This window comes from Streptomyces sp. NPDC045022, from assembly GCF_056432605.1.
This window is the reverse complement of the sequence record NZ_JBWKIR010000011.1, coordinates 266,351-275,531: the sequence shown is the minus strand read 5'-3', so window position 1 is coordinate 275,531 and position 9,181 is coordinate 266,351. Positions and strand designations below refer to the sequence as shown.

Annotated in this window: 7 protein-coding genes; 4 read left to right on the top strand and 3 right to left on the bottom strand. The window is 73.9% G+C overall.

Features of this window, described 5'->3' with window-relative positions; translation table 11 throughout:
* Window positions 1-277 precede the first annotated feature (277 nt).
* Together AC07C1_RS21875 and AC07C1_RS21870 are read right to left on the bottom strand one after the other, a co-directional pair.
* On the bottom strand, window positions 278-964 hold the full coding sequence (locus tag AC07C1_RS21875) for a gamma-glutamyl-gamma-aminobutyrate hydrolase family protein (protein WP_478941280.1): 687 nt from the start codon (window positions 962-964) through the stop codon (window positions 278-280).
* 53 nt (window positions 965-1,017) lie between these two features.
* On the bottom strand, window positions 1,018-1,755 hold the full coding sequence (locus tag AC07C1_RS21870) for a FadR/GntR family transcriptional regulator (RefSeq protein WP_478941278.1): 738 nt from the start codon (window positions 1,753-1,755) through the stop codon (window positions 1,018-1,020).
* Between the two features lie 94 nt (window positions 1,756-1,849).
* Between AC07C1_RS21870 and AC07C1_RS21865 the strand changes: the two genes are divergently transcribed.
* From AC07C1_RS21865 to AC07C1_RS21850, 4 genes are read left to right on the top strand one after another with little or no spacing between them, the layout of a single operon-like run.
* Entirely contained in the window at window positions 1,850-3,220 is a 1,371-nt protein-coding gene (locus tag AC07C1_RS21865) for a glutamine synthetase family protein (RefSeq protein ID WP_478941276.1), read from the top strand.
* 11 nt (window positions 3,221-3,231) lie between these two features.
* On the top strand, window positions 3,232-4,605 hold the full coding sequence (locus tag AC07C1_RS21860; RefSeq protein WP_478941274.1) for an aldehyde dehydrogenase family protein: 1,374 nt from the start codon (window positions 3,232-3,234) through the stop codon (window positions 4,603-4,605).
* Complete coding sequence (locus AC07C1_RS21855; protein ID WP_478941272.1) at window positions 4,602-5,384, top strand: 3-oxoacyl-ACP reductase; 783 nt, start codon at window positions 4,602-4,604, stop codon at window positions 5,382-5,384. The genes AC07C1_RS21860 and AC07C1_RS21855 overlap by 4 nt, the downstream gene beginning before the upstream one ends.
* A 26-nt stretch (window positions 5,385-5,410) precedes the next feature.
* On the top strand, window positions 5,411-6,643 hold the full coding sequence (locus AC07C1_RS21850) for an HAD family hydrolase (protein WP_478941270.1): 1,233 nt from the start codon (window positions 5,411-5,413) through the stop codon (window positions 6,641-6,643).
* 8 nt (window positions 6,644-6,651) lie between these two features.
* Here the strand turns inward: AC07C1_RS21850 and AC07C1_RS21845 are convergent, their stop codons facing one another.
* Entirely contained in the window at window positions 6,652-7,854 is a 1,203-nt protein-coding gene (locus tag AC07C1_RS21845) for an amino acid deaminase/aldolase (protein ID WP_478941269.1), read from the bottom strand.
* Window positions 7,855-9,181 lie beyond the last annotated feature (1,327 nt).

Sequence of the window (9,181 nt, the reverse complement as noted above, 5' to 3'; positions counted from 1 at the left end):
CGGCACCCGGCACGACGAACCCGCACCCGGCAGCTGGCGACCGGCCGCGACGGACCCGGCACCCGGCACGACGAACCCGCACCCGGCAGCTGGCGACCGGCCGCGACGGACCCGGCACCCGGCACGACGAACCCGCACCCGGCAGCTGGCGACCAGCCACAACGAGCCTGCGCGAGGCACGACGAACCGGCACCCGGCACGACGAACGCTCGGCACGAGCCTGCGCGAGGCACGACGAACCGGCACCCGGCACGACGAACGCTCGGCAGCGCTCGGCTCAACCCGCCGCAGCGATGAGCGCCCGCATCACGCGCAGGTCCTCGCCCATCTCCGGGTGCCACTGCACGCCCAGCGCCCAGCCCCGCTCCGGCGGCAGCTCCACCGCCTCCACGGTGCCGTCCGCCGCGTAGGCCGACGGCAGGAGCCCCGCGCCGAGCCGCTCCACCGCCTGATGGTGATACGTCGGCACCGTCAGTTCCTCCGGGACGATCCCGGCGTACCGCGTTCCCGGCACCGGCTTCACCGGATGCGCGCCGAACACGCCGACCGCCTCCGCGTGCCCGTCCAGGTGCTGGACGAGGGTCCCGCCGAGGGCCACGTTCAGCAGCTGCATGCCCCGGCAGATCCCCAGCAGCGGCACACCCGCGGCCAGGGCCGCGCCGAGCAGGGCGAGTTCCCAGGCGTCCCGCTGCGGCGCGGGCGGCCCCGTACGAGGAGAGCGCTCGGCGCCGTAGCGCGCCGGATCGACGTCCGGCCCGCCCGCGATCACCAGTCCGTCGAGCCGGGCGACCGCGGCCTCCGCGTGCTCCGGTGCGTCCGGCGGCAGCAGCGCCGCCAGCCCGCCGGCCCGCTGCACCAGCCGGGGATACGCGGCCGGCAGCAGCGCCGCCTCCAGCTCCCACACGCGCCAGCGCGCACCGGCCTCCAGATACGTGCTCACACCGATCAGCGGTCGTACGGTCATGCCGCCCTCCACGGAAACCAAAGGTACACTCCCATACCTTTACAGGGGCCGCGCTACGCCAGGAAGCCCCGCAGCAGCGCCGCCGTGCCCGCGCAGTGCTCGCGCATCATCTCCCGCGCCCCGTCAGCGTCCCCGTCCAGCACCGCCTCCACCAGCGCGGTGTGCTGCCGCTGGGAGTGCTCGAGGTTGCGCACCAGCAGCGGAATGCAGTCGAGCAGGTCGTTGACGGTGGCCCGGACCGCGGCGTACTGCGCGGTCAGCGACGGCGAACCGCACAGTTCGGCGATCGTCAGATGCAGCAGCGTGTCCAGGCGCCGGTAGTCGGCGAGGGGGGCCTCGTGGGTGCGGTCCAGCGCCTCCCGCAGCCGGTCGGCCCGCTCGCCCGTCAGCCCGTGCGCCGCGCACAGCCCTGCCGCGCCCACCTCCAGCACCTCCCGGAAGCGCAGCACGTCCTCGATGTCCACCGCGGCGACGCGCCGCCGCAGCTCGTCCTCGCCGCCCGCGTCGGCGCGTGGCAGCACGAACGTTCCGCCGTACCGTCCGCGCCGCGCCTCCACCAGCCCCTGGTCCTGCAGCACCTTCAGTACCTCGCGCAGGGTCACCCGGCTGATCCCGAGCCGCTCCGCCAGCTCCCGCTCGGCCGGCAGCCGCTCGCCCCCCGGCACCAGGCCGAGCCGGACGAGCTGCAGGATCTGCTCCAGCGCCTCTTCGAAGCCGTTGCCCGCGCGCACCGGCCGCAGCACCGGAGCGAGCCGGTCGCCCACCCCTTGCCACTCCGTCTCCCGCGACATCCGTCGTACCCCCTTCCCAAGCAATGGTCCTGCGCAATACCTTATGGCTCCCGGCCCGGCCGAAACAGCGCGAAGAAGCCGAAGGAGCTCTCCCGTGGCAGACCGCACACCCCCGCTGAGCGTCGAGGAACTGCACGCCCTCGTCGCGAGCGGTGAGATCGACACTGTCGTCCTGGCCTTCCCCGACATGCAAGGGCGGCTCCAGGGCAAGCGGTTCGCCGCCCGCTTCTTCCTCGACGAGGTCCTGCACCACGGCACCGAGGGCTGCAACTACCTCCTCGCCGTCGACACCGAGATGAACACGGTCGACGGCTACGCGATGTCCTCCTGGGACCGGGGCTACGGCGACTTCGCCATGCGGCCCGACCTGGCCACCCTGCGCAAGATCCCCTGGCACCCCGGCACCGCCCTGCTCGTCGCCGACCTCGCCTGGAACGACGGCTCCCCGGTCGCCGCCGCACCCCGCCAGATCCTGCGCCGCCAGCTGGAGCGGCTCGCCGGACTCGGCTGCACCGCCCAGGTCGGCACCGAGCTGGAGTTCATCGTCTTCAAGGACAGCTATGAGCAGGCCTGGGACGCGAACTACCGGGGCCTGACCCCGGCCAACCAGTACAACATCGACTACTCGATCCTCGGCACCGGCCGCATCGAACCGCTGCTGCGCCGCCTGCGCAACGACATGGCCGGCGCCGGCCTCACCGTGGAGTCCGCCAAGGGCGAGTGCAACCCCGGCCAGCACGAGATCGCCTTCCGCTACGACGAGGCCCTGCGCACCTGCGACCAGCACGTCCTGTACAAGACCGGCGCCAAGGAGATCGCGGCCCAGGAAGGTGTCTCGATCACCTTCATGGCCAAGTACAACGAGCGCGAGGGCAACTCCTGTCACATCCACCTCTCACTCGCCGACGCCGACGGCAACAACGCCATGGCCGGGTCCCCGGACGACCCGGACGGCATGTCCGAGGTCATGCGGCACTTCCTCGCCGGACAGCTCGCCGCACTGCGCGACTTCTCCCTCCTCTACGCCCCCAACATCAACTCCTACAAACGGTTCCAGCCGGGCTCCTTCGCCCCCACCGCCGTCGCCTGGGGCCACGACAACCGCACCTGCGCGCTGCGCGTCGTCGGCCACGGCCGCTCCCTGCGCTTCGAGAACCGCCTCCCCGGCGGCGACGTGAATCCCTACCTCGCCGTGGCCGGGCTGGTCGCGGCCGGCCTGTACGGCGTCGAGCAGAAGCTGGAACTCCCCGAGCCGTGCCCCGGCAACGCCTACACCGCCGGCTTCGCGCACGTCCCCACCACCCTCCGCGAGGCGGCGGAACTCTGGGAGAACAGCCCGATCGCCCAGGCCGCCTTCGGCGACGAGGTCGTGGCCCACTACCGGAACATGGCGCGCGTCGAACTGGACGCCTTCGACGCCGCGGTCACCGACTGGGAGCTGCGCCGCTCCTTCGAACGCCTGTGAAAGGTCATCACGTGTCCGACCCGCACGAGCTGAAGGTCCTCAACCCCGCCACCGAGGAAGTCGTCGCCGTCGTACCCGCCGCCACCGCGCAGGACGTGGACGCCGCCGTCGTACGGGCCGCGCGCGCCCAGCGGAAGTGGGCCGCCCTGGGCCCCGCCGACCGGGCCCGGCTGCTCCGCCGTTTCGCCGACGTCGTCGACGCCCACATCGAGGAACTCGCCGGGCTGGACGTCCGCGAGGCCGGCCACACCGTCGGCAACGCCCGCTGGGAGGCCGGCAATGCCCGAGATCTGCTGCTGTACGCCGCCGGCGGCGCCGAACGCCTCCTCGGCAAGCAGATCCCGGCCCCCGGCGGCTGGAACGTCACCTTCCACGAACCCCTCGGCGTGATCGGCGTCATCGCCCCGTGGAACTTCCCGATGCCGATCGCCGCCTGGGGCTCCTTCCCGGCGCTCGCCGCCGGCAACGCGGTCGTCCTCAAGCCCGCCGAGACCACCCCGCTCACCGCGCTCCGCCTGGCCGAACTCGCCCTGGAGGCGGGCCTGCCCGAACATGTCCTCCAGGTGCTGCCCGGCTACGGCCACACCGCCGGACGTGCCCTGGTGGACCACCCGGACGTGGCCAAGATCGTGTTCACCGGCTCCACGAGCACCGGCCGCGAGGTCATGGAGCGCTGCGCCCGCCTGGTCAAGCCGGTCACCCTCGAACTCGGCGGCAAGAGCCCCAACGTCGTCTTCGCCGACGCCGACCTCAAGGCCGCCCTCGACCCCTTCTCCTTCCTGGACAACGCCGGCCAGGACTGCTGCGCCCGCACCCGAGTGCTCGTCCAGGAGTCGGTCCTGGAGGAGGCCCACGCCTTCCTCGCCGACGCGCTGGCCGCCGTCGTCGTGGGCGACCCGGCCGACGAGAAGACCCGGATGGGCCCGCTGATCTCCCGTCAGCAGCTGGAGCGGGTACGGTCCTACGTCCCCGAAGACACTCCGGCCCTGCGCGGCAGCGCTCCCGACGGGCCCGGCTTCTGGTTCCCGCCGACCGTGCTCACCGGCGTGCGGCACGACAGCGCGGCGGCCCGCGAGGAGATCTTCGGACCCGTCGCCGTCCTGCTCCCCTTCACCGACGAGCAGGACGCGGTCCGCCTCGCCAACGACACCCCCTACGGCCTGTCCGGCTCCATCTGGACCCGGGACGTCGGCCGCGCCCTGCGCGTCTCCCAGGCCGTCCGCGCGGGCAACCTGTCCGTCAACTCCCACTCCAGCGTCCGCTACTGGACCCCGTTCGGCGGCTTCAAGCAGTCCGGCCTCGGCCGCGAACTCGGCCCCGACGCCCTGACCGCCTGTACCGAAACCAAGAACGTCTTCATCAGCACGGAGGGCCCCGCACAGTGACCGACACCATCGTCTGCCGCCGCCTGGCCGGCCGTACCGCCGTCGTCACCGGAGCCGGCAGCGGCATCGGCCTCGCCACCGTCCGCCGGCTCGCCGCCGAAGGCGCCCACGTCGTCTGCGGCGACGTGGACGAGGTCCGCGGCAAGGCCGCCGCCGACGAGGTCGGCGGACTCTTCGTGAAGGTCGACGTCACCGACCCCGAGCAGGTCGAGGCGCTCTTCCGGACCGCCTACGACACCTACGGCAGCGTCGACGTCGCCTTCAACAACGCCGGCATCTCCCCGCCCGACGACGACTCCATCCTGGAGACCGGCCTGGAGGCATGGAAGCGGGTCCAGGAGGTCAACCTCACCTCCGTCTACCTGTGCTGCAAGGCCGCCATCCCCTACATGCGCCGCCAGGGCAAGGGCTCCATCATCAACACCGCCTCCTTCGTGGCCCGGATGGGCGCGGCCACCTCCCAGATCTCGTACACGGCCTCCAAGGGCGGCGTGCTCGCCATGTCCCGTGAGCTGGGCGTGCAGTTCGCGAGGGAGGGCATCCGGGTGAACGCCCTGTGCCCCGGCCCGGTCAACACCCCACTCCTGCAGGAACTGTTCGCCAAGGACCCGGAACGGGCCGCCCGCCGCCTCGTCCACATCCCGGTCGGCCGATTCGCCGAGGCCGAGGAGATCGCCGCCGCCGTCGCCTTCCTGGCCAGCGACGACTCCTCCTTCGTCAACGCCACCGACTTCCTGGTGGACGGCGGCATCTCCGGCGCGTACGTCACGCCCCTGTAGGGACAAAGGTGTACGGTCCCCGTCGTATGCGACAGCTTCTGGCGTGGACCCTGGCAGCGGCCGCCACCCTGGCGGCCGCGCCCACCGCGACGACGGCGACCGCCGGCGACTGCCCGGCCCTCTCGGGCACCTGGTACGGCGACAACCGAACACACCTCCAGCAGGTCATCGACGCCTACGGCACCTGCTCCGGCCACACGGGCGCCGTCGCCGCCTTCGACTGGGACAACACCGTCACCAAGAACGACGTCACCGACGCCACCCTCTCCTGGGCCCTGCGCCACGACCGGCTGCTGCGCCCCGCCCGCTGGAAGGAGACCAGCGCCTGGCTGACCGACGCCGCCGACCGGGCCCTGACGACGGCCTGCGGCACCGGCGCGGGCACACCCCTGCGGACCTCCGCCGAGCCCCGCTGCACGGACGAGATCGTCGGGATCCGCGAGAACGGCACCACCATGAGCGGCGCCCCCGCGTTCGCCGGCCGCTGGAACCACCGGCGCACGGTCCCGCAGTACGCCTGGGTCCCGCAGCTCTTCGCCGGCCGCACCCCGGCCGAACTCGCCTCCTACGCCCGGTCCGCCCGCCGGGAGGCCCTGGCCGCCCCGATCGGCGCCACCCGCACCCTCGGCACCCGCACGGTCCCCGCCTACGTCCGCTACTACGACCAGCAGCGCGACCTGATCCACACCCTCCGACGGGCCGGATTCCGGGTCTACGTCGTCTCGGCGGGCTCCGAACCCATCACCGAGGTGTGGTCGCGGGCGATCGGCGTCGACGCGGCGCACACCATCGCCATCCGCTCGGTCCTCGACCGCCGTGGCCGGATCACCGTGCGCAACGAGGGCTGCGGCGGCGTCCCCGCGAGCCGGGGCGCGGTGATCCCGTACATCGACGGCAAGCGCTGCTGGATCAACCAGGAGGTGTACGGCGTCCGGGGCGCGCCGGCCTGGAAACGGCAGCCCTCGAAACACCGGCCCGCCCTCGCGGCCGGTGACTCCGACACCGACGTCACCTTCGTCGCGGACGCCACCGGCGCGCACGTCGTGATCAACCGCAACAAGCCCGAGCTGATGTGCCGGGCGTACGACGACGCGGACGGCCGCTGGCTGGTCAACCCCATGTTCCTCGCCCCGCTGCCGCGCAGACCCAGGCCCTACCCCTGCTCGACCACGGCCTACACGGCCCCCGACGGCACTGGTGAGCCGCTCCGCCGCGCGGACGGCTCGGTGGTGCCGGACCAGGCGGACACCGCTCACTGACGGGCCGCTCAGAGGAAGGTGTGCCCCTCGCCCCGGTAGGTCGGCACGGTCGCCGTCACCGTGTCCCGCGCGACCAGGTGCAGCACCTCGAAGCGCTCGCACAGCTCGCCCGCCTTGGCGTGCCGGAACCACACCTTGTCGCCGATGAGCAGGTCGTCGGCGGGCGAGCCCAGCAGCGGGGTCTGCACCTCGCCCGGGCCTTCCTGCGGGTCGTACGCCAGCCCCTCCGGCAGGTACGGCACCGGCAGCCGGTCGGGACCGGCGGCACCGGAGGCCGGGTAGCCGCCGCCGAGCACGGTGACGACACCGACGCCGGGCCGCCGTACGACCGGCTGGGCGAAGAGGGCGGCCGGACGGCCCGTGAAGGACGTGTAGTTGTCGAAGAGACGCGGCACGTACAGTCCCGAACCGGCCGCTATCTCCGTCACCGCGTCCTCGGCTGCGGTGTGCTGCACACTGCCGGTGCCTCCGCCGTTGACGAACTCCAGGCCGGGGGCGACCGAGCGCACCGCGCGCACCACGGCGGCCCGCCGCTCGGCCAGCTCCCGCCGGGCCGCGGCCTGCATCAGCCGGATCGCCCGGGAGCGCAGCGGCCGCCCGGCCACCGCGTCCCCGACCCCGGCGATGTGCCCCTCGTACGCCATGATCCCCACCAGCTCGAAACCCGGCCGCCGGGCCACCGACCGTGCCAGTTCCGCGAGTTGGGCGGGGGAGCGCAGGGGTGAACGCCGTGCCCCCACCCGCACCCGGCCGCCGAGCAGCTTCAGCGAGGTGTCCAACTCCAGGCAGACGCGCACCACTTCACGCCCACCGCCGCGGGCGGCGTCGATGAGATCGAGCTGGGCCGGGTCGTCCACCATCACGGTGACGGCGGCGGCGAGCTTGGGATCGGCCGCCAGTTCCCCGAAGCCGGCGCGGTCGGCCGACGGGTAGGCCAGCAGGATGTCGTCGAACCCGGAACGCGCGAGCCACAGCGACTCGGCCAGGGTGAACGACATGATGCCCTGGAAGCCGTCCCTGGCCAGGACGCGTTCCAGCAGGGCGCGGCAGCGAACCGACTTGCTGGCGACCCGGACCGGCTTGCCGCCGGCCCGGCGGACGAGGTCCTCCGCGTTGGCGTCGAACGCGTCCAGGTCCACGAGCGCGAGAGGGGCGTCGAGATGGGCGGTGGCCCGGTCGTAACGGGCCCTGTCGGCGGCGAGCGCAGTCATGACGGAAGCGTGCCAGACAGGATTACCGCAGGGTAGGGGGACGTACCGGGCAGATGCCCCGGCGCTGCGGACTGGTTCTCTGTCATCCGCCGACAACCCGTAGAGTGACGCGCACGTACGGCGGAACGCGCGCGGCGCACCTGTTGAACCGGGGTGCCTGCCCGGCCGTACGGGTATGCGTGCCCGGGAGGGAGCTTCCGCACCGGGCGCGGCCGAGCAGCAGGACGGCCCGCGTACGAGAAGGCGGCCCGGGCACGAGGAAACGGGGGGTGCATGAGCACGGAAGCGCGCCACGCCCCGATCCCGCCACGCCCCTCGACTCCGCCCACCGGCCCCGCCTCCGAGCCGCCCCGGCAGCGCCCGGCACAGGGCACGCCCGCGGCTGCGAGGGGCGTACGCCCGGACGCGCGGTCCGCTCGCCCGGCCGGCCCGGCACCGGACGACGACCCGGACGACGAGCCGTCCGTCTTCACCCCCCGCGCCCCCCGGCCGCCCGCCGGGTCTCGCATCGCCGTGCCCGAGGTCACCGACCCGGTCAGCCCGCCCCCGCCGCCCGCCTCGGCCCGCTTCCCCGACGCCCCGCCCAACACGGGCCGACAGGCACACCGCGCCCACACCGGCCCGGCCGCCGACGCGCCCCGCTCCGCCGACACCGGCCCGGCCGGTACGCCGCGCTCCGCCGACGCGGGCCGGGTTGGTGCGCCGGGCTTGGCCGATGCGGGCCGGGTTGCTGCGCCGGGCTCCGCCGACGCGGCTGGTTCGCCGCGCTTCGCTGGCGCGGGTTCGGCCGGTGCGCCGGGCTTGGCCGATGCGGGTCGGGTTGGTGCGCCGGGCTCCGCCGATGCGGGTGCGGCTGGTTCGCCGCGCTTCGCTGGCGCGGGTCCGGCTGGTTCCTCCCGCTCCGCCGATGCCGGTCCGGCTGGTTCGCCCGGCTCCGCCGGCGCCGGACCGATCCGCGCCGGCCATCGCCCCGGCGGGGAGCCCGGCCGGTCCGCCGCCCCTGCGGAGGCCGCCGTCGAGACGACGGCCCGGCTCCGTCCGGTGGGGGAGCCTCGCCGACCGGGAACCCCGGCGGAAACCCCCTCGGAGACGACGGCCCGGCTCCGCCCGGTACCCTCGGCCTCCTCGTCTCCCTCGTCCCCGGACCCCCGGCATCCAGGGGCCGCGCCGGAGCGCCCCGCCGGACCGCACGGTGACCGTCGTACCGGTGTCGCGTCCGGGCCCCGTGTCAGTGGTACGCCGGCCGCGACCGCGCACGGCACCCTTGCCGGTGGATCCGCCGCCCCGACCGGGCGGCCGGCGCCCGAGGCAGGGGCGACCGCCTGGA

What these genes read in the sequence shown, in the direction of transcription:
- AC07C1_RS21875 (WP_478941280.1), bottom strand. Translation starts at nt 964, where the DNA reads ATGACCGTACGACCGCTGATCGGTGTGAGCACGTATCTGGAGGCCGGT.
- AC07C1_RS21845 (WP_478941269.1), bottom strand. Translation starts at nt 7,854, where the DNA reads ATGACTGCGCTCGCCGCCGACAGGGCCCGTTACGACCGGGCCACCGCC.
- AC07C1_RS21870 (WP_478941278.1), bottom strand. Translation starts at nt 1,755, where the DNA reads ATGTCGCGGGAGACGGAGTGGCAAGGGGTGGGCGACCGGCTCGCTCCG.
- AC07C1_RS21850 (WP_478941270.1), top strand. Translation starts at nt 5,411, where the DNA reads ATGCGACAGCTTCTGGCGTGGACCCTGGCAGCGGCCGCCACCCTGGCG.